This is a genomic window from Streptosporangium sp. NPDC087985 (assembly GCF_044741965.1).
Taxonomy (GTDB): Bacteria; Actinomycetota; Actinomycetes; order Streptosporangiales; family Streptosporangiaceae; genus Streptosporangium.
Map to the genome: position 1 here is coordinate 151,534 of NZ_JBIUTQ010000015.1, position 24,030 is coordinate 175,563.

20 protein-coding genes are annotated in these 24,030 nt (G+C 68.9%); all 20 read right to left on the bottom strand.

Going from position 1 to position 24,030, the window contains the following annotated elements; all coding sequences use genetic code 11:
• Positions 1–61: 61 nt before the first annotated feature.
• Positions 62–1,582: a serine/threonine-protein kinase gene (locus tag ACIN94_RS24415; RefSeq protein ID WP_400710100.1), complete on the bottom strand. Its 1,521-nt coding sequence runs from the start codon at positions 1,580–1,582 to the stop codon at positions 62–64.
• Positions 1,583–1,734: 152 nt separating this feature from the next.
• Positions 1,735–2,313 carry a DoxX family protein gene (locus ACIN94_RS24420; protein ID WP_400710103.1) on the bottom strand — a complete coding sequence of 193 codons (579 nt, stop codon included), beginning with the start codon at positions 2,311–2,313 and terminating at the stop codon, positions 1,735–1,737.
• A gap of 161 nt (positions 2,314–2,474) precedes the next feature.
• On the bottom strand, positions 2,475–3,773 hold the full coding sequence (locus tag ACIN94_RS24425) for a glutamate-5-semialdehyde dehydrogenase (protein WP_400710106.1): 1,299 nt from the start codon (positions 3,771–3,773) through the stop codon (positions 2,475–2,477).
• A gap of 5 nt (positions 3,774–3,778) precedes the next feature.
• Positions 3,779–4,903 (bottom strand): glutamate 5-kinase, encoded by a 1,125-nt coding sequence (gene proB, locus ACIN94_RS24430; protein ID WP_400710109.1) that lies wholly within the window; start codon positions 4,901–4,903, stop codon positions 3,779–3,781.
• Between the two features lie 36 nt (positions 4,904–4,939).
• Complete coding sequence (gene obgE, locus ACIN94_RS24435) at positions 4,940–6,292, bottom strand: GTPase ObgE (RefSeq protein ID WP_400710112.1); 1,353 nt, start codon at positions 6,290–6,292, stop codon at positions 4,940–4,942.
• A 104-nt stretch (positions 6,293–6,396) separates the two neighbouring features.
• The gene (rpmA, locus tag ACIN94_RS24440) at positions 6,397–6,654 is read right to left on the bottom strand and encodes a 50S ribosomal protein L27 (RefSeq protein WP_012893687.1); all 258 of its coding nucleotides are present in this window, start codon (positions 6,652–6,654) and stop codon (positions 6,397–6,399) included.
• Positions 6,655–6,673: 19 nt separating this feature from the next.
• Entirely contained in the window at positions 6,674–6,976 is a 303-nt protein-coding gene (gene rplU / locus ACIN94_RS24445; protein ID WP_030924785.1) for a 50S ribosomal protein L21, read from the bottom strand.
• 263 nt (positions 6,977–7,239) lie between these two features.
• Positions 7,240–9,984, bottom strand: a complete 2,745-nt coding sequence (locus ACIN94_RS24450) for an Rne/Rng family ribonuclease (RefSeq protein ID WP_400710118.1) — start codon at positions 9,982–9,984, stop codon at positions 7,240–7,242.
• A gap of 95 nt (positions 9,985–10,079) precedes the next feature.
• Positions 10,080–10,856, bottom strand: coding sequence for a TIGR03936 family radical SAM-associated protein (locus tag ACIN94_RS24455; protein WP_400710121.1), 777 nt, complete (start codon positions 10,854–10,856; stop codon positions 10,080–10,082).
• A gap of 106 nt (positions 10,857–10,962) precedes the next feature.
• Complete coding sequence (locus ACIN94_RS24460) at positions 10,963–12,873, bottom strand: TIGR03960 family B12-binding radical SAM protein (RefSeq protein ID WP_400710124.1); 1,911 nt, start codon at positions 12,871–12,873, stop codon at positions 10,963–10,965.
• Between the two features lie 18 nt (positions 12,874–12,891).
• Positions 12,892–13,788, bottom strand: a complete 897-nt coding sequence (locus ACIN94_RS24465; protein WP_400710127.1) for a phosphotransferase family protein — start codon at positions 13,786–13,788, stop codon at positions 12,892–12,894.
• 170 nt (positions 13,789–13,958) lie between these two features.
• Positions 13,959–15,119, bottom strand: a complete 1,161-nt coding sequence (gene rodA / locus ACIN94_RS24470; RefSeq protein WP_400710130.1) for a rod shape-determining protein RodA — start codon at positions 15,117–15,119, stop codon at positions 13,959–13,961.
• Positions 15,116–17,182 (bottom strand): penicillin-binding protein 2, encoded by a 2,067-nt coding sequence (mrdA, locus tag ACIN94_RS24475; protein WP_400710132.1) that lies wholly within the window; start codon positions 17,180–17,182, stop codon positions 15,116–15,118. Before mrdA ends, rodA begins: the two co-directional genes overlap by 4 nt.
• 67 nt (positions 17,183–17,249) lie before the next feature.
• Complete coding sequence (gene mreD, locus ACIN94_RS24480) at positions 17,250–17,780, bottom strand: rod shape-determining protein MreD (protein WP_400710177.1); 531 nt, start codon at positions 17,778–17,780, stop codon at positions 17,250–17,252.
• Between the two features lie 2 nt (positions 17,781–17,782).
• Complete coding sequence (locus ACIN94_RS24485) at positions 17,783–18,826, bottom strand: rod shape-determining protein MreC (RefSeq protein WP_400710135.1); 1,044 nt, start codon at positions 18,824–18,826, stop codon at positions 17,783–17,785.
• The gene (locus ACIN94_RS24490) at positions 18,826–19,857 is read right to left on the bottom strand and encodes a rod shape-determining protein (protein ID WP_400710138.1); all 1,032 of its coding nucleotides are present in this window, start codon (positions 19,855–19,857) and stop codon (positions 18,826–18,828) included. Before ACIN94_RS24490 ends, ACIN94_RS24485 begins: the two co-directional genes overlap by 1 nt.
• Positions 19,858–20,050: 193 nt before the next feature.
• Complete coding sequence (gene ndk, locus ACIN94_RS24495; protein ID WP_307568467.1) at positions 20,051–20,461, bottom strand: nucleoside-diphosphate kinase; 411 nt, start codon at positions 20,459–20,461, stop codon at positions 20,051–20,053.
• Positions 20,462–20,555: 94 nt separating this feature from the next.
• The gene (locus ACIN94_RS24500) at positions 20,556–22,154 is read right to left on the bottom strand and encodes a hypothetical protein (RefSeq protein WP_400710142.1); all 1,599 of its coding nucleotides are present in this window, start codon (positions 22,152–22,154) and stop codon (positions 20,556–20,558) included.
• Positions 22,155–22,165: 11 nt separating this feature from the next.
• Complete coding sequence (locus ACIN94_RS24505) at positions 22,166–22,504, bottom strand: DUF4233 domain-containing protein (RefSeq protein WP_400710144.1); 339 nt, start codon at positions 22,502–22,504, stop codon at positions 22,166–22,168.
• A 26-nt stretch (positions 22,505–22,530) separates the two neighbouring features.
• On the bottom strand, positions 22,531–23,823 hold the full coding sequence (locus tag ACIN94_RS24510; protein WP_400710180.1) for a bifunctional folylpolyglutamate synthase/dihydrofolate synthase: 1,293 nt from the start codon (positions 23,821–23,823) through the stop codon (positions 22,531–22,533).
• Positions 23,824–24,030 lie beyond the last annotated feature (207 nt).

Genomic DNA, 24,030 nt, shown 5'->3' on the forward strand with positions numbered 1-24,030 from the left:
AATCGCGAGAAAGGTCCAGAAGCCCATCTTCTGGACCTTTCTGGTGGTGAGACGGCAGTCCTCAGACCAGGAGGGCGATCGCGCGCACGGCCGCCGCGCACAGAGCGACGAATCCACCCAGCACGGCGAGCGCCCGCAGGCCCTCCTTGCGGAGTTCGGGGATCTCAGAGCTGATCCGCTCAACCTCCCGTCCGATGATCCCGCCGCAGACGACGCCGAAAACGATGCCGGCGACGGCGACGGGAGTGGGGTGCGACCACCACTCCGGCGGCAACGACGCCCCGAGGGTCAGCCACAGCACGCCGCCCGCGAGCCCCACCGCCGGCAGCCCCGGCCAGGCCAGCGCGGTCAGCAGCGACACCACGAAGGTCAACGGGAAGCTCACGATACGCAGGATGCCCCGGGCCCTGGCCGATGTGCGTTTCCTGACCAGCCAGTGCCCGACCCAGATCGTGCGAGCCAGGACGGCGAAGACGCCGGTGACGGCGAAGGTGGCCAGCGGCCACAGCAGGGTGGCCACCACGCATGGCACGGCCAGCACCGCCAGCAGGATTAATGCCGCGTTCCCCGCGGGCAACGGTCCCGCCCGGCCACCGGTCGCGGTTTCCGTACCGCTACCCTTCCTCCCCCTGGACGTCTTCCGGATGGCCCTGGCCCGCGTCTCCGGCTTCTTCGGTGTGCCGGAGGCCATCCTCTCCGCAACCGGCCTGACCGCCTTCGGCGTGCCGGAGACCGCCCTCTCCGCAACCGGCCTGACCGCCTTCGGCGGTGCCGACCCGGGCGATGTGGCCCGGGCGAGACGCGCGAGGCGGGCGGCGAGGAGGGCCGCGGTGGGACGTTTGGCCGCCTCGCGGTGGAGGGCGGCCCGGATCAGAGGGAGCAGGGCCGCGGGAATGCCCGCGAGATCGGCCTGGCCGTTGAGGATGGCGTACATCTGAGCCTCGGCCGTACCACGGCCGAAAGTGGGACGTCCGGTCGCGGCGAAGGCGACCGTGGCCGCCCACGCGTGCACGTCGGCGGGCTCGCCCACGGGCTCGTCCACGAAAAGCTCGGGGGCGGCATAGCTCGGGGTGCCGAGAAAGGTGCCGGTCATGGTGAGCCGGGTGGCGTCCAGAACCTGGGCGATGCCGAAGTCGATCAGGACAGGCTCGTCCTCGGCGTTGACCAGCACGTTGGCGGGCTTGAGGTCGCGGTGGACGACCCCGGCCGCGTGGATGATCGACAGTGCGGTGGCCAGCCCTTGAGCGAGGACGACCAGAGAGGTCCCCTGGAGCGGACCGTCGCGCCGCACGCGTTCCAGGAGGGTGTCCCCCTCGATGTGCTCCATGACCAGATAGGGCCGCTCGCAGGCAAGATCGGCATCGACGACGCGTGCGACATAGGGGCTCTCGACCCTGCGGAGGGCACGGACCTCGCGTTCGAGTCGTATCCGGGCCTCTGAGTCGGCGGCGACGACGTCGTGGAGCATCTTGAGCGCGACGCCCTCTCCACGGCGGTTGGTGGCGAGATAAACGTCGCCCATGCCGCCCCGGCCGAGGCGCTCCACCAACGTGTAGGAGCCGACGCGCCCGAGACGACCCACGTGACCTCCTGCGTCAGCCACATGGGTCCAAGACCGCTGTGCCTATCGGGTCGCTCGCTCCCGCTCGCTCCCCTGCCCTCCAGCCATAGGAGACAACACCATAGCGGGCAGGCGTGACGAATTTCCGACGGCACGCCGTACCAGCTGAAAGATCAGCATGGCGGGTATCCGACGTCCGGCGGTTCGGGGCGAGATCCGGGGCCGGCGTCTTCCGGCGGGGTCGGCTGCTGCGGCTGGGCCGTGGTCGGCGGGGTGCTCGGCGGGGACTCGTCCTTGATCGGCGGAACGTACGCCGACGCGTTCTCATGATCCCGGTGACGCCGTCCACGCCGGCCGAAGATCAGGCGGTCCAGGCTGATCCGGCCCGCGCCCCCGGCGGCCAGCAGCAACGCCGCCGAACCCAGAGCGGCGACCAGCTCGAATCCGCCCTCCGACACGAACACGCCTTTACCTGCGTGCACGGAGAAGAACGCGCCGAGCATGTTCGCGACGATCAGGAGGGCGACGAGCGGGGTCAGCAGGCCCAGGATGAGCAGGATTCCCCCACCCAGCTCGATGACTATGGCGAACACGGCGGCCAGCCGGGGCAGGGGCACACCCATCGAGGTGAACGTGGCGGCGGTGCCGTTGATCCCCCCGGCGCCCAACTTCTGCCACCCGTGCGCGATGAAGACCACGCCGAGGACGAGCCGCACGATCAGCGCGGCCAGGTCGTACAGGAAACGTCTCATGACCAGCGCTCGCATTCCATGAACCCAGTCAAACCACAGGCGGCCGCGATTACTCAGAGCGACACACCACTACACCAGGTCACGGCCGGGACGCTGCGCCAGTCCGTCGGCTGAGCTCCGGGGCGCGAGCCTCACCAACAGCTCACGCCCCGGCGTTTCTCCTACCCGCCGCTGGCCTCAGAGGCGACAACCGTGCCCGTGGCGGTGCGCAGATGGCCCTCCCCGGTGTAGACCCACTTGGTGGAGGTCAACTCGGACAGGCCCATCGGCCCGCGCGCGTGCAGCTTCTGGGTGGAGATGCCGATCTCCGCGCCGAAGCCGAACTCGCCCCCGTCGGTGAACCGGGTCGAGGCGTTGACCGCCACGGCCGCGGAGTCGACCAGCGAGACGAACCTGCGGGACGCACCGATCGAGCGGGTGACGATCGCGTCGGTGTGGCCTGAGCCGTACTTCCTGATGTGCGCGACCGCGTCCTCCAGCGAGTCGACCACGGCGGCGGCGATGTCCAGCGAGAGATATTCGGTGCGGAAGTCCTCCTCGCCGGCCGGCACCACGTCACCGTAGGCCGCGATCCGGGCGTCACCGTGCACCGTCACGCCCTGCGCGGCCAGCGCGGCCAGCGCGCGTGGCACGAAGGTGTCGGCCACGGCGGCGTGCACCAGGAACGTCTCCGCGGCGTTGCACACCGAGGGCCGCTGGACCTTGGAGTTGAGCAGGATCGCGATTGCGAGGTCGATGTCGGCGGCGGCGTCGACGTAGACGTGGCAGTTGCCCACTCCGGTCTCGATGACCGGGACCGTGGACTCCTCGACCACCGACTTGATCAGCGAGGCCCCGCCACGCGGGATCAGCACGTCGACCAGGCCGCGAGCCCGCATGAGCTCCTTGACCGAGTCGCGGGTCAGACCCGGGACCAGCTGCACCGCTCCCGCCGGGACCTCCGTGCCCGCCAGCGCCTCCTGCATGATCCTGACAAGGACGGTGTTCGACTCGTAGGCACTGGACGATCCCCGCAGCAGGGTGGCGTTGCCACTCTTCAGGCAGAGCGCGGCGGCGTCCACGGTCACGTTGGGACGGCCTTCGTAGATGATGCCGATCACGCCGAGCGGCACCCGGAACTGGCGCAGCTCCAGCCCGTTGGGCAGCGTGCTGCCCCGGATCACCTCGCCCACCGGGTCAGGCAGGTCGGCGACCCGGCGGACCGCCTCGGCAATTGCCCCGACACGGGCCTCGTCGAGCCGGAGCCGGTCGATCATGTATTCGGAGACACCGCTCTCCCGTGCCCTGTCCACATCGAGCGCGTTGGCTGCGATGATCTCGGCTGACCGGGCCACCAGCGCGTCGGCGACCATCCGGAGCGCGGCGTCCTTCGGCGCCCTCGGCAGCGGGGCCAGCTCGGCGGCTGCCTCTTTGGCCGCCAGGGCTACCTTCAGAAAGTCATCGGACATCTCGCGCTCCAATGAAGCTAGTGATGGGACTCCAGTATGACGATGTCGTCACGGTGGATCAGCTCGCGTTCATATTCCGGACCGAGGCTGGTGGCCAGCTCCCAGGTGGAACGGCCGAGCAGCTCCGGAATCTCCGTCGCGTCGAAGTTGACCAGACCGCGGGCGACCACCCGGCCCCGCGGTCCGCACAGGTCCACCGGATCCCCGGCGGCGAAATCGCCGTCGACGGCGGTGACCCCGGCCGGCAGCAGCGACTTGCGGCGGCTTACCACGGCCTCGACAGCACCGGGGTCCAAGTGGAGCCGGCCGCGGCCGGTGGTGGCGTGGGCCAGCCAGAGCAGACGGGTGCCGGGGTGGCGGCCGCCCGGGTGGAAGTAGGTGCCGACATCGCTGCCCGCGAGAGCCTGGGCGGCGTGCGCGGCCGCGGTCAGGACCACGGGCACGCCCGCCCCGGTGGCGATCCTGGCCGCCTGCACCTTGGTGATCATCCCACCGGTGCCTACCGCCCCGCCCTTCCCCAGCTCGACCCCGATCAGGTCCTCCGGCCCGCGCACGTCGCCGATCCTGCGGGCGCCGAGACGGCGGGGATCTCCGTCGTAGAGGGCGTCCACGTCGGACAGGAGCACCAGCGCGTCGGCCCTGGTCAGGTGGGCGACCAAGGCGGCGAGCCGGTCGTTGTCACCGAAGCGGATCTCGTCGGTGGCCACGGTGTCGTTCTCGTTGATCACCGGGACGATGCCCAGCTCCAGCAGCCGGCTCAGCGTGCGCTGGGCGTTGATGTGGTGCGAGCGGCGCATCATGTCGTCGGCGGTCAGCAGCACCTGGCCGACACGCAGGCCGTACCGGGCGAAGGAGGAGGTGTATCGGGCGACCAGGACTCCCTGACCGACCGAGGCGGCGGCCTGCTGGGTGGCAAGGTCACGCGGCCGGCTGGACAGGCCCAGCGGACCGAGACCGGCCGCGATCGCGCCGGAGGAGACCAGCACGATCTGCGTGCCGGCCACGCGCCGGGCCGCGAGCACATCGACCAGGGCATCCACCCGGTCGACGTCGATCATCCCCTGCGCGGTGGTGAGCGAGGACGAACCCACCTTCACGACAAGTCGTGAGGCCGTATGGATCCAATCGCGCGCAACGTCCACAACACGCACCTTTCGCGAGAGCCGAGAGTGAGCAGATCAGCCCAGCCGGTTGTCAGTGCCGCGCGGCCCCTGGTGCACCGCCTCGGCGTTGAGCGTTGGCTGCCAGTCGAAGATATAGCCGTTCTCCATGGATCCGATGACCACCTCGGCCCCGGCCGTGGCTCCGGCCTTGGTGAGCTCCTCCTCGACTCCCAGCCGCTCCAGCCGGTCGGCCAGGTAACCGACGGCCTCGTCGTTGGTGAAGTCGGTCTGGCGGATCCACCGCTCCGGCTTGACCCCGGTGACCTGGAAGGTGTTGTCGTCGACCCTGCGCACGGTGAAACCCGCATCACCGAGCTGCCTGGGCCTGATGACCAGGCGGGTCGGCTCGGCCACGGGTGCGGCGGCCCGGGCGGCGGCGACCATCTCGCCCATGGCGTAGGTCAGCTCCTTGAGGCCCTCGTGGGTGGCGGCGGAGATCGAGAAGACCCGCAGACCCCGTTCCTCCAGCATAGGCCGGACGATGTCGGCCAGGTCGCGGGCGTCCGGCACGTCGGACTTGTTCAGAACGGCCAGGCGCGGGCGGTCCTCCAGCTTGCCGTACGCCTTGAGCTCGACCTCGATCGCCTCGTAGTCACTGATCGGGTCGCGGCCGGGCTCCATGGTGGCGCAGTCGATCACGTGCACAAGCGTGTTACACCGCTCGACGTGGCGCAGGAACTCGTGCCCCAGCCCCCTGCCCTCCGACGCGCCGGGGATGAGGCCGGGCACGTCGGCGACGGTGAAGACGGTGTCGCCCGCGGTCACCACGCCAAGGTTGGGCACCAGGGTGGTGAAGGGGTAGTCGGCGATCTTCGGCCGGGCCGCGGAGAGGGCGGCGATGAGAGAGGACTTGCCCGCGCTGGGGAAGCCCACCAGCGCCACGTCCGCGACGCTCTTCATCTCCAGCATCACGTCGAGCTCGTCGCCGGGCTCGCCGAGCAGTGCGAAGCCGGGGGCCTTGCGCTTGGCGGAGGCAAGTGCGGCGTTGCCGAGCCCGCCGTGCCCGCCTTCGGCGATCACATAGCGGGTGCCGGCGCCGACCAGGTCGATCAGGACCTCGCCGGTGTCGGCGTCCTTGACCACGGTGCCGTCGGGCACCGGAAGGATGATGTCGCCGCCGTTGGCGCCGTCGCGGTTGGCGCCCGATCCCTGCTTGCCGTTGTCGGCCTTGCGGTGCGGGCGGCGGTGGTACTCCAGCAGCGTGGCGGTGTTCGGGGCGACTTCCAGGATCACGTCACCGCCGCGACCGCCGTTGCCGCCGTCAGGACCGCCCAGCGGTTTGAACTTCTCCCGATGCACAGAGGCGCAGCCATGTCCCCCGTCACCGGCCTTGATGTGCAGGACCACCTGGTCCACAAAGTCCGGCATGTCTGCCCTCCTACCTCATCTGCGGAAACATCCGCTTACAACACCAACAGGGGTGGACCGCTGTATGCGATCCACCCCTGCCGTTAACGTCTGTCGGTGCGGATCTACTCCGCGACCGGGACGATGCTCACTGCGCGACGACCGCGCTTGACACCGAACTGCACGTGACCGGCGGCCAGCGCGAACAGCGTGTCATCGCCACCGCGGCCGACGTTGTCGCCCGGGTGGAAGTGGGTGCCCCGCTGGCGGACGATGATCTCGCCGGCGTTGACCAGCTGGCCGCCGAAGCGCTTCACGCCAAGCCGCTGTGCATTGGAGTCACGGCCGTTCCGAGTGGACGACGCGCCCTTCTTGTGTGCCATCTCGCAAAACTCCCGAAACTCAGGCCTGGTCGATGCCGGTGATCTTCACCTGCGTGTAACGCTGGCGGTGACCCTGGCGCTTCTTGTAGCCGCTCTTGTTCTTGTACTTGAGGATCCGGATCTTCGGACCCTTGGTCTCACCGAGAATCTCGGCGGCAACCGTGAACTTGCCCGCCTCAGTGGTCACGTCGCCATCGTTGACGACGAGCACCGTCGGCAGCGAAACCGTGGAACCGACCTCACCGGCGACCTTGTCCACCTCGAGGACGTCACCGACGGAGACCTTCTGCTGCCTGCCGCCGCAACGAACGATCGCGTACACCGCGGAACCCTTCTTCTGACTACTTGCTCGCTGGATGCTGCGCCCCGCATCCGGCTATGGTCACTGTTTTGACCGACGAACCAGGTAGGCGCGCGAACAGGGCGCGCCATGAGCGCACCGGTTCACCAGGGTACCGGATTACCGGTGTCCTGGTCGAACCGGGCGGAACGTCGGAGGTCGCCGACCTGACGGCCGACTAGGCCTTACGTGTTACCGGCCTTAGGTCCTACCCCTCAGACCTTCTGCCTGCTGAGGGGCAGAACCTAGTCAGCCGACTTGGCCTTGCGGGAGCGTCGCCGCCCCCGCCCGGAAGCCTGTACGGCCTGCGCGTCCTCAGTTGGAACGTCATCAAGCGCATCGGTCACCGTATCACGGCCGGACTGGCCGCTGGCCGCGACGGCGTGGCTCGCGTCCTTGGTGAGCCTCTCCGCGACCGCCTTCTCCACGGCCATCTTGCCCTGGGTGCCACGCGGCTCAGGCTTGCTCTCGACCGGCTCGGTCGAGACGTGGAGCCCACGGCCGTTGCAGCACTCACAGACGGTCGAGAAGGCCTCCAGGAGGCCCTGTCCGACCCGCTTACGGGTCATCTGCACAAGACCGAGGGAGGTGACCTCGGCGACCTGGTGCTTGGTCCGGTCGCGGGCCAGGCACTCCAGCAGCCGCCGCAGCACCAGGTCCCGGTTGTTCTCCAGCACCATGTCGATGAAGTCGATGACGATGATGCCGCCGATGTCCCGCAGCCTGAGCTGGCGGACGATCTCCTCGGCCGCCTCCAGGTTGTTACGGGTGACGGTCTCCTCGAGGTTGCCGCCCTGACCGGTGAATTTGCCGGTGTTGACGTCGACCACGGTCATGGCCTCGGTCCGGTCGATCACCAGCGAACCGCCGCTGGGCAGCCAGACCTTGCGCTCCATCGCCTTGGCGATCTGCTCGTCGATCCGGTAGGCGGCGAAGACGTCGGCGCCGTCTTCCCACTTGGAGAGCCGCTCGGCCAGATGCGGGGCGACGTAACGGACGTATTCGTCGACCGTCTCCCACACGTCGTCGCCCGCCACGACCAGCGAGGTGAAGTCCTCGTTGAAGACATCGCGGACCACCCGGACGGTCAGGTCGGGCTCGGAGGAGAGCAGCTCCGGCGCGCTGGCCGACTTGGCCTTGCGCTGGATGTTCTCCCACTGGGCCGACAGCCTGGCCACGTCACGGTCGAGCTCCTCCTCCGACGCGCCCTCGGCGGCCGTGCGGACGATGACGCCGGCGTTCTCCGGCATCACCTTCTTCAGGATGCTCTTGAGACGGGTGCGCTCCTTGTCGGGAAGCTTGCGGCTGATGCCGGTCATCGAGCCATCGGGCACATAGACCAGGTAACGGCCGGGGAGGCTGATCTGCGAGGTGAGTCGCGCGCCCTTGTGCCCGATCGGATCCTTGGTGACCTGTACCAGCACCGACTGACCGGACTTCAGCGCCACCTCGATCCGCTTGGGCTGGCCCTCCAGCCCGGCGGTGTCGAAGTTGACCTCACCGGCGTACAGGACCGCGTTACGGCCCTTGCCGATGTCGACGAACGCCGCCTCCATGCTCGGCAGAACGTTCTGCACCTTGCCGAGGTAGACGTTGCCCACGTAGGACTGGCTCGCCTCACGGTTCACGTAGTGCTCGACGAGGACGCCGTCCTCCAGCACCGCGATCTGGGTCCGGCCGCCGGTGCGACGGACCACCATCACACGTTCGACGGACTCCCTGCGGGCCAGGAACTCCGACTCGGTGATGATCGGCGGACGCCTCCGGCCGAGCTCGCGACCCTCACGGCGACGCTGCTTCTTGGCCTCCAGACGGGTCGAGCCGCGCACACTCTGCACCTCGTCCACCGAGGTGCTGCGCCCGGCGCGGGGAGCGCGGATCCGCACCACCGTGTTCGGCGGGTCGTCCGGAACCTCGCCCGGCTCCTCGGTGCCCCTGCGCCGCCGGCGGCGACGGCGACGCGAGTTGCCGCCCTCCGCCTCCTCTTCATGTTCCTGATCGGCCTCGGAGTCCGTTACATCCTCGGACTGTTCGGAGTCGTCCTCGGTCTCGTCCAGCTCGCGCGTCTTGCCCCTGCCGCGACCACCCCTGCGGCGGCGGCGACGACGGCCACCGGCCTCGTCGTCGCTGTCGATCTCGTCCTCGTCGGGCTCCTCGACGGCCTCGGGCTCGGCCTCCACGGCCTCGGGCTCGGGGTGCTGCACCGCGGCGGGCTGCTGCCCCTGCGCCGGACGGGGAGCCGGCTGCTCGGCCCGGTACGGATCCGGAGCCTGGAACAGCGGCTGGAACACCGCCGCGGGCGCCTGGAAGGTCACCGAGGGAGCCTCGGCGCGTTCCTGGGCGGCCAGTCCGAACGGATCGACGAACAGCCCCGGCCGCTCCTCGACGACGTCCTCATCGGCCGGCTCCTCGTCCAGCCCCTCGTCGACGGGCATGGCGAGCAGCAGTGCCGCCGCGACCTCCTCGGCCTCGGCCGTGGTGATATCGCCGATCTTCTTGGCTTCGACCGGCTCGTCCTGCTGGACGGCCTTCCTGCGGGTACGGCTGCGCTTGACCGGTGCGGGGGCCGCCTCTTCGGCGGCTGGCTCCGGAGCCGCCTCGGTCCCGGTCTCCACGACCGGTTCGGGAGCGACCTCGGCGGCCGGTCCGGCATCCGCCTTCTTCGCACGGCTGCGCCGGGTGGTGGTCGTGGACGCCGTCGTGGACGCTCTGCGCCGGGTGGCGCGCTTGGGCGCCGGCTCCTGAACCGCTTCGGGCTCGGGCTCCACGGCCGCCGCGGGGGTCCCGGACCCCGCAGTCACCTCCGGAGTGTCCTCAGACACGGCGGCAGGCCGCTCTGTGACAGCCACCGCCACCGGGGCGGGCTCGGGCTCCTCCGGCGGAGGTCCCGCGGGCCGGCTGGCGGCCCGCCGACGACGTGTCGGCTCTGTCTGTTCCTTCATGTCCTCGCCAGGGCCATTGACCCCGACGTTGGGCTCGTTGTCGAGCATGCGGGCGTTCTCCCGTCAGCTCCCGGGCACGTCTCCGCGCCGCGCGGGAGCTCTCGTCTCTCGCTGTACGCCGGGCCTGAGCCCGGCGCCAAGTCCTATAGGTCGCCGCCGACGTACTGACCCACCGGTTCCGTTTCGCCGCCGCGCGTAGTGTCGCGGTCCAGGTCGAGCGGGTCGGTGGGCTTACCGGTGCGCACGTCCAGCGGTCCCTGCGCCAGCCTGGTCACCTCGGGGGGCACCGGCGGCGCGAAGTCAGCCACAATACGCAATCCAGTAAGAACATCGTCGGGTCGAACGGCAGGAGTTGCGTGCCGTACAACCATGCGAAGTATGACACATGGCTGGCTGGACGCCTGACCTGCTGTTGTCTCAGTTCCCTCAATAACCTCAAGGCTCAGCACCGCCTCTCGCGCGTCGAAGCGGCGCGGCCCCTTTTTGGTCAGGCGCTCCACCTCGATCCGCTCGGTGGTGGTGAACCGCTCGACCGCCGCCCGGGCAAGGGCGAGATCGGTCTCCGGCAGCCGCACCTCCCAGGCGGAACACTCCAGCCGGTCAGCCAGGCTCCCGGTGCCCGCCTCGACGACATCGAGCACGTCGAGACCGGACGGGAGCGAGGTGTCCAGCGCGGCACGGAGCCGGTCGGGATCGCACTCGCGTGTCACACCGATCTCAAGGTATTCGGCCTCGCTGGCGACTCCGGTGGGTGCTACCGCGCCCACGTAGGAGATCCTGGGGTGAGGCGAGAAGCCCGCGCTGAAGGCCACTGGCACATCGGCCCGCCGGACCGCGCGTTCCACGGCTCGGGAGATGTCACGGTGGCTGGTGAAGCGCAAGCGGCCGCGCTTGGCGTAGCGCACGCGCAGGCGCTGCACTACGGGCGCGGGCGGAGGCCCATCGGGAGCGGGTTTCAGGGTGGTGTCGTCCTTCCCAAGTCGTGGTCGTCAATTCAGGATAGGCCGCGCCCACGCACGGCCTATCTCAGACAACCGTCAGTGGCAGCAACTTCTTCCCCGTGGGCCCGATCTGGATCTCGGTGCCCATGGTGGGACAGACACCGCAGTCGTAGCACGGAGTCCAACGGCAGTCCTCGACCTCGACGTCGTTGACGGCGTCCTGCCAGTCCTGCCAGAGCCACTCGCGGTCGAGGCCGGCGTCGAGGTGGTCCCAGGGCAGGACCTCGTTCTCCTCGCGCTCCCGCGTGGTGTACCAGTCGACGTCCACGCCGACCTTGGCCGTGGCGGCCATCCAGCGCTGGTAGGAGAAGTGCTCGCTCCAGCCGTCGAACCGGCCGCCGCCCTCCCACACCGCGCGGATGACCTTGCCCACCCGGCGGTCACCCCGGGAGAGCAGTCCCTCCACGATCGAGGGCTTGCCGTCGTGGTAGCGCAGGCCGATGGCCTTGCCGTACTCCTTGTCGCCGCGCAGGGCGTCCTTCAGCGCCTTGAGCCTGCGGTCCACCGTCTCGTGGTCGGCCTGGGCCGCCCACTGGAACGGGGTGTGCGGCTTGGGCACGAATCCGCCGATGGAGACCGTGCAGCGGACGTCTCGCGACCCGGTGGCCTCACGGCCGGCCTTGATGACCTTCTTGGCCAGGTCCGCGATGCCGAGGACGTCGCCGTCCTCCTCCGTGGGCAGGCCACACATGAAGTAGAGCTTCACCTGCCGCCAGCCCTGGGTGTAGGCGGTGGTGACGGTTCTGATCAGGTCTTCCTCGGTGACCATCTTGTTGATCACCTTGCGCATCCGCTCGGAGCCGCCCTCCGGGGCGAACGTCAGACCCGAGCGGCGGCCGTTACGGGAGAACTCGTTCGCCAGGTCGATGTTGAAGGCGTCGACCCGGGTCGAGGGCAGCGACAACGAGGTGTTGGTGCCCTCGTAGCGGTCGGCCAGGCCCTTGGCGACCTCGCCGATCTCGGAGTGGTCGGCCGACGAGAGCGACAGCAGGCCGACCTCGTTGAACCCGGACGCCTTGACTCCCGCGTCGACCATGTCGCCGATCGTGGTGATCGAGCGCTCCCGGACCGGCCGGGTGATCATTCCGGCCTGGCAGAACCGGCAGCCACGGGTGCAGCCGCGGAAGATCTCTACGCTGAACCGCTCGTGCACGGTCTCCGCCAGCGGGACCAGCGGCTTCTTCGGATAGGGCCACTCGTCCAGGTCCATGACCGTGTGCTTGTGGACCCGCCACGGCACGCCCGACCGGTTCGGCGCGACCCGCTGGATCCGGCCGTCGGCGTGATAGTCGACGTCGTAGAACTTGGGCACGTAGACCCCGCCGGACTCGGCCAGCCGCATCAGCAGCTCGTCGCGTCCGCCGGGCGAGCCCTCGGCCTTCCACTCACGGATGACCTCGGTGATCGCGATGGCGATCTGCTCCCCGTCGCCCAGCACCGCGGCGTCGAGGAAGTCGGCGACCGGCTCGGGGTTGAAGGCCGCGTGGCCGCCCGCGAGGACGATCGGGTCGTCGTCGCCTCGGTCCACGGCCTCCAGCGGTATGCCCGCCAGGTCCAGAGCGGTCAGCATGTTGGTGTAACCCAGCTCGGTCGAGAACGAGAGCCCGAGCACATCGAACGCCCGCACCGGCCGGTGCGCGTCGACCGTGAACTGGGGAACGCCCTCGGACCGCATGAGCGCCTCAAGGTCGGGCCAGACCGCGTAGGTCCGCTCGGCCAGCGTCTCAGGCATCTCGTTGAGGATCTCGTAGAGAATCTGAACGCCCTGGTTGGGCAGGCCCACCTCATAGGCGTCCGGATACATCAGCGCCCAGCGGACCGTGGTCTCGTCCCAGTTCTTGACGGTCGAGTTGAGCTCACCTCCGACGTACTGGATCGGCTTCTGCACCCTGGGCAGAAGCGCTTCCAGGCGGGGAAACAGCGACTCGACAGACATACCGTCAAGCCTATCCGTCTAGAAGGGGTGCCACAGGCGGTCGTCTCTCGCTCGTAGCGAGTCAAGCCGGTTCCGCAGCTCGTCGCGGGCCCCGGTAGCACGGTGGGCACTGCGCAGCAGGGAGGTAAGGGTCTGCAGTTCACGCATGTCACGCAGCACCGGGTAGCCGTCCCATCGGGTCACGTCGTACCCGTAGGCCTCGATGAAATTGGACCGCTGCCGCTCGGTCAGCCCGAAACGCGCTCCCTGCGAGGTCGGGACCAGATCGATCTCCCTCGGCCCCGCGCACACTCCGTCCCAGTCGCACAGCAGGAAACCGTCACGCGTGCGGATCATGTTCCCGCTGTGGGCGTCCCCGTGCGTGAGCCCGTACGGCAGGGCGAACTCCACCCGCTCGGAGTAGGTCTCGGTCAGTGCGTCGCAGCGTTCGAGCAGCCAGCCCCGGTCGTCCTCGTCGAGTGCGAGACCCACCAGGATCGCCCGGCGCACAGCTCCGAACGGATCATGGGCCGGCAGGTCGAACGGCACGGGCGGCAGATCGTGCAGCCTCCGCAGTAACGGCCCCAACTGCGCCGGGTCGGGCGGCGGCCCGATGTGCTCCTCGTGGCGCCAGAAGGTCGCCAGGAATCCCTCCGCGACGACCGGCTGCCCGACGTTCAGCGGCCGGACAGTGGGGAATCCCTGCTCCGCCAGCCAGCGCGTGACCCGGACCGAGGTCGCCAGCCGGTCGAACGTGCCCGGCGTGGCCGCCTCCGCCAGCCGTACCACCACCCCCCGGGCGGGCAGATGGTAGACGGTGCCGGCGGAGGCACGCAGCGGGACGGATCCCGCGCTGTCGAGCCCGGCCTGCCGGCAGGCATGCCCGAGTGCCACGGTGGCCCGGGTGAGAAGTGAGCCTTCGGCCACAGTCGTCATCGTCCGCTCCTTTCTGAGATCGCTTACCGGGCGCGCCAAGGCAGGCCAAGGGGGCGGAAACCCCCGGTCTGCCCGGCCATCCGCCCTCCCCCGCCCGGTCTGCCTGACTCCCGCGGCCTCGAGGAGAGTCCAGACTCATGGACATGCGGGCGGATCTCATGGCGGCCTGCCTAGAAGGGCTGTTTTCGGATGTGGATGGCTTGGAGCAGTCCGATGGCGGTCATATTGGCGAAGGTCGCGGTGCCCCCATAGGAGACGAACGGCAGCGGAAGACCGGTGATCGGCATGATCCCGATCGTCATCCCGATGTTGACGAAGGACTGGAAGGCCAGCCAGCACACGATCGCCCCGGCCATCAGCGCGCCGAACCGGTCGTCGCACTGCCGCGCGATCCGCATCCCGCGCAGCAGGATCACACCGAGCAGGGCCACCACGGTGACCGAGCCCAGAAAACCGAACTCCTCCCCCGCCACGGTGAAGATGAAGTCGGTGTGCTGCTCGGGCACGAACCGGCCGGTGGTCTGCCCCCCGTCGAACAGCCCCTTGCCGAACAGTTCCCCCGACCCGATGGCGATCAGCGACTGGGTGCTGTTGTAGCCCACGCCGCGCGGATCACTCGCGGGGTTGAGGAAGGCGGTGAACCGGGAGATCTGATAGGGCTCCAGCACGCCAAGGAACCACACGGCCACGGCGCTCCCAACCGAGAGGAGGGTGAGGATGCCGATCCAGCGTTTGCGGACCCCGGCGATGACAAGCGCGGAGGCCGTGATCACCCCGAGGACTATCGTGGTACCCAGGTCGGGCTGGATCATCACCAGACCCATGGTGAAGGCGCCCACCGCCAGCGCTATCCAGACATCCAGGCTCCGTGGCCGGCCGGTGCCCGAGGTGGGCTGGGCCAGCAACATGGCCAGCAGCATCAGCAGGCCGACCTTCGCGAACTCCGACGGCTGGAAGGCGAAGCCTCCACCCAGCATGATCCACGAGTGGGCTCCGTTCACGGTGGAACCGAGAGGAGTGGTCACCAGGAACAGCCCGATCATGGACAGCCCGTACAACAGCGGCGTGTAGGTCCGCAGCCTCCGATAGTCCAACATCGCCGTCGCCCCGGTCAGGACGGTCCCGATACAGAGGTTGAGGATGTGCTTCTTGACCAGCCCGGTGGATCCGGGCGCCCAGGTCCTGGTGGACGACCAGACCAGCAACGTGCCGATCACCGACAGCGCGGCGACGGAGACCAGCAGCACCCCGTCCATCCGGCGCACCGCGGACGACGCCGTCGCCGCCCTGCGGGCGAAGGACCCGCGCGGCGTCACCATCGTGCGGATCATCGCGCCACCGTGCCGTCCCGTTTGATCATCGGCGGCTCGGAGGCGGGGCGCCCCGCCGGCAGCGCCGCCGGGGACGACCGTCCCCCGGCGGCAGTGAAGCCGTATATGCCCTCGTAGATCTTCCGCGCGGCTGGAGCCGCGGTCTCAGCGCCCATTCCGCCCTGGGAGACCATGACAACAACGACGAACCGGGGCTTGTCGGCCGGTGCGAACGAGGCGAACCAGGAGGTGTCTGCTTTGCCGTAAACCTCGGCGGTGCCGGTCTTACCGCCGATTTTCACCTTGTCCATGGGGAAGCCGACGAAGGCCCCGGCAGCCGTGCCGTCGGAGGGCACCTCGCTCAGCGCCCCCTTGATATAGGCCCGTTCCGTGGCGGAGATCGGCAGCTTACGCACCACCGGCACCTTGATCTCCTTGACCATGGTGCCGTCCGGCCGCACCAGCGCCCAGCCCAGCCGGGGGCTGCGCAGCTTGCCGTCTCCGACCAGCGCCGCGTAGGCCGCCGCGAGCTGCAGCGGGGTCACCAGGACATCGCCCTGGCCGATGGAGAAGTTGGCGGCGTCGCCAGGCCGCCACTGGTAGCCCTCCAGGCAGTTCTCGTACGCCAGCTGCTTGAGGAAGGCGGCCCGGCTGGGATCAGTCTTGGCCACGTCCGGATAGCCGGTCTTGGCCCGCTTGCAGTTGTCGCCCTTGGTGACCGACCAGAGCTCCTTCTTCCACTGCCGGTCAGGGATCCTGCCGGCCGACTCGCCCGGCAGGTCGATGCCCGTCGGACGGCCGAACCCGAAGGCACGGGCCATGGCCGCCATCGGTTCCTTGGTCTTCGCCTTCGGTTTCAGCCCGCCGTCGCGCAGCCACTGCTCGTAGGCCGCCCGGTAGAAGATCGTGTCGCAGGACTTCACCAGCGCCGTGTGCAGGTTGAGCGTGCCCATCCCGATGCCGTGGAAGTTGTTGAACGGCCGGCTGCCGACCATGAAGGAACCCGGGCAGTCATACTGGCCGTGCAGGGGGTAGCCGTCCTTGAGCATCGCCGACACCGACGAGACTTTGAACGTCGAGCCCGGCGCGAACTCCCCCTTGATGGCGCGCGACACCAGCGGCTTGCCGGCCTTGCCGGACAGCAGACGCTGGTAGGCCGCCTCCGAGATTCCCCCGGTCCAGATCGCCGGGTTGTAGGTCGGCGCACTGGCCAGCGCGATCACCCGCCCGGTCCTCACGTCGAGCACCACTCCCGCCGCGCCGTCGGCCCGGGGAGCGGATTTCATGGCCTCGGCCAGGGCCTTCTCGGTCACGGCCTGCACCTTGGCGTCGATGCTGGTGATGAGCGTGTCCCCAGACGTCGGCGGCACCTGCCGCTCCACCCCGATCGCCTTGCCGAGCCGGTCCACCTGCACCCGCCGCAAGCCGGGCACCCCTCGAAGCGCGCTGTCGTACACCGACTCCAAGCCGTCCCGGCCGATCAGGTCCACCCCGGAGAACACCGTCCTGGACCCGGCGCGCTTCTCCATCTCAGCCTGGGTGATCGGCTGCAGATAGCCGAGCGCCTGCGCGCCCGCCGTGTTGCCCGGATACTCCCGCACCGCCTGCACCTCGGCGGTTACTCCGGGAAAATCCTCCTGACGCTCCAGAATCTGCAGGGCCTCGCGGGTCGTGACGTTGTTGTCGATCGGGATCGGCTGGTACGGCGAGCCGGGCCAGCAGGGCCTGGAGACTCCCGGACCGCAAATCCTCAGGCGCTGGCGCAGATCCGCAGGCCGCTGGCCCAGCACCGAGGCCAGCCGCTGGAGCACGACCCGGCCGTTACCCTCCATCCGGTTCAGGCTCGTACGGTCCACCGAGACCACCAGCCTGGTGCGGTTACGCACCAGCGGCCGCCCGGCCGAGTCGAGAATCTGCCCACGCACCGCCGGCACGACCACGTCACGCGTGCGCGTCTCGGTCGCGGCCGCCACGAACTCCTTGCCACGCACCACCTGCACCTGCCAGAGCCGTACGGCCAGCAGCGCCAGCAACGACACCGCCAACACCTGCAGCACGACCAACCGGCTCCGCATCCGGATCATGTCCGCTCCTTGCCCAACGGCGTGTCCGAGCGTGATGGGAGAACACGGTGCCCGCCGACTCGCCCGCTCATATGCGGCCTCGCGTCAGATACCCCGCCGGTCGCAAAGCCCGTGTCCGGGGCCCCCGGACGATTCTCGTCACCACCCACACCAGCGGCGGTGCGACCAGCACGTTGTAAAGGACCATCTGGGGCAGCGTCGTCATGATCATGGACTGGTTGATCCGGCTGTCCCCAAGCAGCGCACCCACCGCCACAGCGACCAGCGGCCCGGCGGCCGCACAGGTCAACGCCGTGAGCTGCACGGCCGCCGGATAACTCTCCGCCACCCGCCCGGCCATGAACCCGATCAGGCACAGCACCAGCGCGTACTGTCCGATCACGTGCGTGGCGGGCGGCAGCACGTCACTGGCCAGCCCGGCACAGAAACCCATGGTCGCCCCGGCTGCTGCCCCGCGGGCCAGCGCGTAGCCGATCAGGGCGAGGAGCACCAGATCGGGTGCCCCCACGCCGGGGAGCGGCAGCCGGTTCACGACCGTCACCTGGACGACCATGACCAGCAGTAGCATCCCCACGGAGATCACATCGCGGCCGCCCACTGTCAAGCACCCTTCTTCGGCACATCGATCCTGCGCGACGCCTTGGGTTTCCGTGACCCATCGGGCTTGTCCGGCACGTTGGGCTTGTCCGGCGCGTTGGGCTTGTCCGGCGCGTTGGGCTTGTCCGGCGCGTTGGGCTTGTCCGGCGCGTTGGGCTTGTCCGGCGCGTTGGGCTTGTCCGGCGCGTCGGGCCGCACCGCGTCACGCGGGTCGCGCTGCGGCGCCTGAACCACCACACCGACCACATCCAGGGCGGTGAGGTCGGCGTACGGCCGCGCGTAGGCCATCCGGGTCAGTTCTCCGGGCGTGGCCTCCACCCGCTCCACCACCCCGATCGGCACCCCCGCCACGTAAGGCACGCCGCGCTGGGAACCGAAGCTCACGATCCTGCGGCCCGGGGCGATCTGTGCGGTCGAGTCGAGCAGCCGGAAACGGACCAGGCGGCCGTTCTCCCCGACTCCGTACACCACGCCGATCTCGTTGCTTCCCTCCAGCCGTGCCCCGGCCGCTGACGCGGGGTCGCTGATCAGGACCACGGTCGAGGTGGACGTCCCCACATGAACCACCCGCCCCACCAGACCGTCACCGTTCAACACGGTCATCTCCGACCGCACCCCGTCGGCGCTGCCCACGTCGAGCTCGACGGCCTCCTCGAATCCGGGCGTGCCACGCCGGGCGATCACCTGAGCGGGCACGATCTTGTATCCGGCGGTCCCGGCAACCCTCAACAGGCGTCCCAGCTCGGCTGAGCGCCGCCGATTCAGGCTCTGTTCCAGCAGATCACGCTTGAGCCGCTGGTTCTCCGCACTCAGCGCGTCGATCCGACGCTGCGCGTCAGGCGCTCCGACCATCGTCTCGAAGAACTGCCCGACCGGCCTGATGACGCCGGCCCCCGCGCTCTCCGCAGTGCCGAACAGAGCCGTGCCGACCCCCCGAAGAGGGCCGAAAGGAGAGTCGTCGCCTGCCCGATGATCCACGGTCATGAGCACGAGCGCCGCGGCCAGCAGCAGCCCTAGGCTCATCCGTGCCCGACGCGTGTCTTTCATCAGTGTCGCGGCTCCGGGACCAGGACCTGCTGCAGGGCGTCAAAGTCCTCGACACACTTACCCGAGCCAAGGGCAACGGAGTCGAGTGCGTTGTCCACCAGATGGATCGGCATACCCGTCTCGTCTTTGAGCCGCTCGTCCATGCCCTTGAGAAGCGCGCCACCTCCGGTGAGAGCGATCCCCCGGTCCATCAGATCCCCGGAAAGCTCCGGCGGACACTTGTCCAGGGTGGTCTTGACCGCGTCCACGATCGCGTTCACCGACTCCTCTGTGGCCTTACGGATCTCATGGGCCGACACAATGATCGTCTTGGGCAGGCCACTGACCAGGTCGCGTCCCCGGATCTCGGCATGTCCCTCGTCAGGGAGCACGCAGGCGGATCCGATCGCCATCTTGATCTCCTCGGCGGTCCGCTCGCCGAGCATGAGCGAATACTCCTTCTTCGCGAAGCCGATGATCGCCTGGTCCAGCTCGTCGCCGCCCACCCGGATCGACTGGCTGGTCACCACGCCCCCCATCGAGATGATGGCCACCTCGGTGGTGCCTCCGCCGACGTCGACCACCATGTTGCCGGTCGGCTCGTGCACGGGGAGCCCCGCGCCGATCGCCGCCGCCATCGGCTCCTCGACGATGTAGACCTGGCGCGCCCCCGCCTGGTAACCGGCCTCCTTGACCGCGCGCTGCTCCACCCCGGTGATCCCGCTCGGCACCGCGATGATGATGCGGGGCTTGGCGAAGTGACGGCGCCTGTGCACACGCTGGATGAAGTAGCGGAGCATGCGTTCAGTGACGTCGAAGTCGGCGATGACGCCGTCCTTGAGCGGCCTGATCGCTACGATGTTGCCCGGGGTGCGGCCGATCATGCGCTTGGCCTCGATGCCAATGGCGACGATCTTGCCTGAGATCGTGTTGATCGCGACGACGGACGGCTCATTGAGCACGATGCCGCGACCCCGAACGTAGACGAGTGTGTTGGCGGTGCCGAGGTCGACTGCCATGTCGCGGCCGAGAAAAGAAAGCATGCTGCTCATGGGGAAGGCGGCCCTCCTTCCGTGAGGTCGTCGGCGAAAACTACAGAACGCACTCGAATCGTAACGTGACGTACCCACCCTTGAGCGCAATGAGCCCTTCAGTTCCAGGAAAATCTTAAGACGCGCCAAATAGGTCGAGCCTCGGCACCCCCAGGGGGTGCCGAGGCTCGCCGGTGCCGGAGACCGATAAGGCCTAGAAACGGTCCGGGAAGAAGATCTTGATCTCGCGCGCGGCGGACTCGGGCGAGTCGGAGCCGTGGACCACGTTCTCACCGATCTCCAGGGCGTGGTCGCCACGGATGGTGCCGGGAGCGGACTTGACCGGGTCGGTCAGGCCGGCGAGCGCGCGGAAGGCCTCGATGGCCCGGGGACCCTCAAGGACCAGCGCGACCAGCGGGCCGGAGGTGATGAACTCGACCAGCTCGCCGAAGAACGGCCGCTCGGAGTGCTCGGCGTAGTGCGCCTTGGCGGTCTCGACGTCCAGGGTGCGCAGTTCCAGCGCCACGACCTTCAGGCCTTTGCGCTCGACTCGGGCGATCACGTCGCCGATGAGGCCGCGCGCGACACCGTCGGGCTTGATCAGGACAAGAGTGCGCTCGGACACTGAGGTTCTCCTTTGAACAGTAAAGATGATTCACAAACGGTGATGAACGCGCGAAGTTTACCCTCCCCGGCCCGATTCCCCGTGGTCGGCGAGGTCACGGACGAGAGGGCCCCTCTCCCTGGGCATCCTCCGGAGACGGCGCGGGCGGTGGCACCACCGGCAGCGTGCCGGTCTCACCCGATCGGGAATCCGGCGCAGACGTCACGACCGCCGGAGACGTGGGGAAACGCGAGCCGTAGTCCTCTCCGGCGGTCCCCGCGGCCACCGGGATGCTCACCGCATCGAACACGGCACCCGGGGAACGGCGGCTCAGAACCGCGCACAGCACGATCGCCACGACCACCAGACCGCCACCGATCAGAGCCCACAGATGGAGTGCGCCGACGAACCCGTCGACCATCGCCTGGGGGGTCTTCGCGTCCTTCAGCCAGGTGACCTGAATGCCGCTGCCCAGCAGGAAGCCGGAGAGCACTCCGGGAAAGAACAGCGACAGCCCGAAGAGCGCCGCGCCCGAGCCGCACGAGCGCAACGCGGAGGTGAGTGCCACCGAGGCCCCGACTCCGATCAGCGTGAACGGGACGATCAACAGGAGTCCGTCGGAGGTGGGAAGGAGCAGCCGGACGGCACAGAGCCCGGCCACCACAGCCAGCAGGCCACCCGCACCGGTCAGGAGCATGCCCCCTTCGCCCAGCCGGTCCGCCAGCACCGCGGCGATGACACCGATGGCTCCGGCGACCGCGAAAGCCGGCCACAGCCCGGACAGTCCCGGACCGCCCAGGCCGCCGAGCTCGACATAGGTGACCTGGGCGGCGGTGGGCAGGATGACGATGCTCACCGTGAGCATCGTGTAAGCGGGTGCCCGGCCGCTGACACCGTCGAAGGCGCCCAGGGCGGCAGACCCGAAAAGCACGAGGATGGACAGCAGCGCCGCGAGAACCAGCAGTCCCGGCGGCCAGTCGAAGGTGCTTCCCAGGGCCAGAACGGCGATGCCCGCAGCAGGCCCGGCCGCCATCAGCAGACGTCTGCGCTCCGTGGCGCTCGGCCCATCGGCGGTCACGGTGTTCTCGCCGCTTCTCACCCAGAGCACGAGGTAGAGAGCGGCCAGGAGGAGCGCGACACCCGTGAGCATCGGGTAGGGCTGGAGCGTGACCCTCCAGGACCTCGCCTCGTCAAGGGGCCACAGAGCGAGCGCCTGCGCGGTCAGCAGGCTCAGCGCGAGCATGCCTCCCCACATCGCACGCAGGAGCGGTGACCGCTCCCAGACCGCCACCAACGTGGCGGGCACCAACAGGCCCGCGCCGATCCCGTGCAGGACCCGCAAGGCCCCCACCGCCGGCGCGGAGTTTGCGTAGCCCCCGGCGGCCTCGGCCACCGCGAGCAGGGCAAGTCCACCGACCAGGAGGGGAGCCGCCCGCATACGGCGCACGGCGAGGGCCGCCAGCGGCACGGTGAGCACCATCGCGGGCAGCGCCAGCCCATGTGCCCGCACCATCGCGATCTGCGAGATCTCAGAGGGGAGCAGGGCGGCCACCACCGAGATGGTGTTGGGGATGGCGACGATCGCCAGTGGCAGGACCAGCGCGACGAGCAACCCGAGGACGACGTCAAGCACCACGGAGACACCGAGCGTGCGCGTCAGGCCCTCGGGCCCAGCGGTCACCGCCCGAGTCGGCTGAATGGGAGGGACGGCCATGTTGGCCGACTTTAGCGGGAAGTCACGCCCTCGACACGGCGAGCGACGAATATCGCCGTAATCCACAGCGCCGCAAAGATCGCCCCCAGGAGGAACATGGAAGGGACCAGGAAGCCCGCGGCGATGGCGAGCACCTGGATCCCACTCCCCAGCACATAGGCGAAGGGACGCTTCAACAGGCCCGTGACCAGAACGCACAGGACCGCCAGACCGATCCCGACGGTCACCGCGACAGCCGGCTCAATGCCCCCGGTGTTAATGGCCACCGGGGTGAACAGCCCGATGACGATCGCCTCCATACCCAGCACGCTGGAACAGAGCCGCCGCATGCCCGGAGTAACCGTGATCATCTCTCGCCCTTCCTCCGTCACCCGGCTCACCTGGCCTCGTCCACCTTGAGCAGCAGCCGCGCGTCCCCGGCGGTGACCACCGACCCGGTGATCAGCACCCCGGCCCCGCTGAACTCGCCCAGAGCGTCCACCATCTCGATAGCCCGGTCGATCGCACCATCCAGCCGCTCGACCTGGTGGACCCGGTCCACCCCGAAGATCTCCTCGGCGAGCGCGGCGAGATCATCCACGTCCATGGACCTGGGCGAGGAGTTCCGGGTCACCACGATCTCGTCCATCATCGGCTCCATCAGCTCCAGAATGCCTTCGACGTCCTTGTCCTCGAACACCGCCACCACCCCGATGAGCTTCGCGAAGTCGAACGACTCCTGTACGGCCTCCAGGGTGGCCTGGATCCCGGCAGGGTTGTGCGCGGCGTCCACCAGCACCGTGGGGCCCCGCCGTACGACCTCAAGCCTGCCCGGCGAGCTCACCTGTAGGAACGCCTGCCGTACCAGCTCAGCGTCGAGCGGGTCGTCCCCGACGGTCAGCGCCTCGACCGCGGCCAGGGCGCAGGCGGCGTTGCTCGCCTGGTGCGCGCCGTAAAGGGGGAGCAGAACCTCGTCGTAGGTCCCCTTGAGGCTTCTGAGACGGAGCAGCTGCCCGCCGATCGCCAGCTCCCTGCCGAGCACTCCGAACTCCAGCCCCTCGCGAGCCACGGTGGCACCCACCTCGGCCGCCCTGCGTATCAGAACCTCGGCCGCGGGGAGCTCCTGCTGGGCGAGTATGACGGTCGCCCCGGGCTTGATGATGCCGGCCTTCTCCCCCGCGATCGTCGCGATGTCGGGACCGAGATAGTCGACGTGGTCCAGGGAGACAGGGGTGATGACAGACACCGCACCGTCGGCGACGTTGGTGGCGTCGAAGCTGCCGCCCATGCCGGTCTCGATGACCGCGACGTCGACAGGGGCGTCCGCGAAGGCCGCGAAGGCCATCGCGGTCAGGGTCTCGAAGAAGGACAGGCGGCGGCCCTGAGCATCGATCAGCCCGAGGCAGGGCGCGATGTCCTCGTAGACCTCGACGAAACGCTCCTCGCTCAGCGGAGCGCCGTCCACACAGATGCGCTCACGCATAGAGACAAGGTGCGGGCTGGTGAAACGGCCGACGCGCAGGTTGCGCTCGCGCAGAATCGTCTCGATCATGCGGGTCGTGCTCGACTTGCCGTTGGTCCCGGCGACGTGCACGACGGGATAGGAATGCTGCGGGGAACCCAGCACGTCCATGAGCGCGGCGATCCTGTCGAGAGTGGGCTCGAAGTTCCACTCGACGCCGCGTTCCATGATTGCCAGTTCAACCGCTCGATAGTCCACGTCTCCAGCCTACTGACCTCACCGAGAGGTTCCCGACGGACCCCGGAAGGCAGAGGAAAGAGCCTGAAAAGCAGAAAGGCCTGGAAAACAGGAAAGGCCACCCCAAACGGGGTGGCCTTTCCCAAAAGATTGTCCGGCGGCGACCTACTCTCCCACACCGTCCCCGGTGCAGTACCA

Bases quoted from the DNA above. Each gene is read 5' to 3' on its own strand.
- ACIN94_RS24420 (WP_400710103.1), bottom strand. From the start codon at position 2,313: ATGAGACGTTTCCTGTACGACCTGGCCGCGCTGATCGTGCGGCTCGTC.
- obgE (WP_400710112.1), bottom strand. From the start codon at position 6,292: ATGCCGGACTTTGTGGACCAGGTGGTCCTGCACATCAAGGCCGGTGAC.
- rpmA (WP_012893687.1), bottom strand. From the start codon at position 6,654: ATGGCACACAAGAAGGGCGCGTCGTCCACTCGGAACGGCCGTGACTCC.
- ACIN94_RS24450 (WP_400710118.1), bottom strand. From the start codon at position 9,984: ATGCTCGACAACGAGCCCAACGTCGGGGTCAATGGCCCTGGCGAGGAC.
- ACIN94_RS24460 (WP_400710124.1), bottom strand. From the start codon at position 12,873: ATGTCTGTCGAGTCGCTGTTTCCCCGCCTGGAAGCGCTTCTGCCCAGG.
- ACIN94_RS24465 (WP_400710127.1), bottom strand. From the start codon at position 13,788: ATGACGACTGTGGCCGAAGGCTCACTTCTCACCCGGGCCACCGTGGCA.
- rodA (WP_400710130.1), bottom strand. From the start codon at position 15,119: ATGATCCGCACGATGGTGACGCCGCGCGGGTCCTTCGCCCGCAGGGCG.
- mrdA (WP_400710132.1), bottom strand. From the start codon at position 17,182: ATGATCCGGATGCGGAGCCGGTTGGTCGTGCTGCAGGTGTTGGCGGTG.
- ACIN94_RS24485 (WP_400710135.1), bottom strand. From the start codon at position 18,826: ATGAAAGACACGCGTCGGGCACGGATGAGCCTAGGGCTGCTGCTGGCC.
- ACIN94_RS24490 (WP_400710138.1), bottom strand. From the start codon at position 19,857: ATGAGCAGCATGCTTTCTTTTCTCGGCCGCGACATGGCAGTCGACCTC.
- ACIN94_RS24500 (WP_400710142.1), bottom strand. From the start codon at position 22,154: ATGGCCGTCCCTCCCATTCAGCCGACTCGGGCGGTGACCGCTGGGCCC.
- ACIN94_RS24505 (WP_400710144.1), bottom strand. From the start codon at position 22,504: ATGATCACGGTTACTCCGGGCATGCGGCGGCTCTGTTCCAGCGTGCTG.
- ACIN94_RS24510 (WP_400710180.1), bottom strand. From the start codon at position 23,823: ATGGAACGCGGCGTCGAGTGGAACTTCGAGCCCACTCTCGACAGGATC.